Origin of the sequence: Pseudomonas sp. PA15(2017) (assembly GCF_001945395.1) — a bacterium.
Lineage (GTDB): Bacteria > Pseudomonadota > Gammaproteobacteria > Pseudomonadales > Pseudomonadaceae > Aquipseudomonas.
The window spans coordinates 59,093-60,375 of the sequence record NZ_MSXV01000055.1 but is presented as its reverse complement, the minus strand read 5'-3'; the positions used below and the strand labels follow the sequence as shown (position 1 = coordinate 60,375).

1 protein-coding gene and 1 pseudogene are annotated in these 1,283 nt (G+C 63.4%); both read right to left on the bottom strand.

The features are described 5' to 3' along the window. Positions 1-1,097, bottom strand: a 1,097-nt coding sequence (locus BVH03_RS20035; RefSeq protein ID WP_075962985.1) for a TRAP transporter large permease, incomplete at its 3' end; no start/stop codon positions are given. Then, a pseudogene (locus BVH03_RS25735) lies at positions 1,094-1,283 on the bottom strand (C4-dicarboxylate ABC transporter); the annotation flags it as partial. The pseudogene BVH03_RS25735 and the gene BVH03_RS20035, both read right to left, overlap by 4 nt.

The window sequence follows — 1,283 nt, the reverse complement described above, 5'->3', positions numbered from 1 at the left end:
TCCATGTTCACCACCATGATGATGCCCAGGTGGATCGGGTCGATGCCCAGCTGCATGGCGATCGGGAACAGGATCGGCGCCAGGATCAGGATGATCGCCGACGGCTCCATGAAGGTCCCGGCGATCAGCAGCACGATGTTCACCACCAGCAGGAATTCGATCGGGCTGAAGCCCTGCTCGACGACCCAGGCGGTGATCGACTGGGGGATCTGCTCGGTGGTCAGCACGTGGGCGAACAGCATGGCGTTGGCGATGATGAACATCAGCACCACGCTGAGCTTGCCCGCCTCGACGAACACCTTCGGGCACTCGCGGATGGTCATGTCCTTGTAGATGAAGATCGCCACGAAGGCTGCGTACACCGCGGCCACGGCTGCCGCTTCGGTCGGCGTGAACATGCCCGAGTAGATGCCGCCGAGGATGATCACGATCAGCAGCAGGCCCCAGCCGGCCTTGCGCCCGGCGGTGAGGATCTCGGCCATCGAGGCGCGCGGCAGCGACGGCATGTTCTTAACCCGGGCGATGATGTAGATGGTGATCATCAGGAACACGCCCAGCAGCAGGCCCGGCACCACACCGGCCATGAACAGCTTGCCCACCGAGGTTTCGGTCGCGGTGGCGTAGACCACCATGACGATCGACGGCGGAATCAGGATGCCCAGGGTACCGGCGTTACAGACGATGCCGGCGGCGAACTCCTTCTTGTAGCCCGAGCGCACCATGCCGGCGATGACGATCGAACCGACCGCCGCCACGGTGGCCGGCGACGAGCCGCACAGCGCAGCGAACAGCATGCACGCGAGGATCGCGGCGATGGCCAGGCCGCCCTTGATGTGGCCGACGCAGGCGTTGGCGAAATCGATCAGCCGACGGGCCACGCCGCCGGTGGTCATGAACGCGCCGGACAGCAGGAAGAACGGAATGGCCAGCAGCGTGTAGTGCTCGCTGGTCTCGAACAGCTTGATCGCCAGCGAACGCACCGAGTCGTTGCTGAAGAACAGGATGGTCATGGCCCCGGACAAACCCAGGGAAATCGCCACCGGAATGCCGATGAACATCAGCACGAACAGGGCGATGAACAGAAAGGCGATGGTCATCGTTTGGTCTCCGTCTCTTCGGCGAGTTTGATGGCGTCATCGAGCTCGCCGTGGCCGCCGAAACCGATCTGCTTGTTCTGGATCACGCGCACCAGCACCTGGGCGAAGCGCAGGAACATCAGGGTGAAGCCGATGGGCACGATCATCACGATGTGCCACTGCTGCACGCCGAAGCGGTCCAGGTCT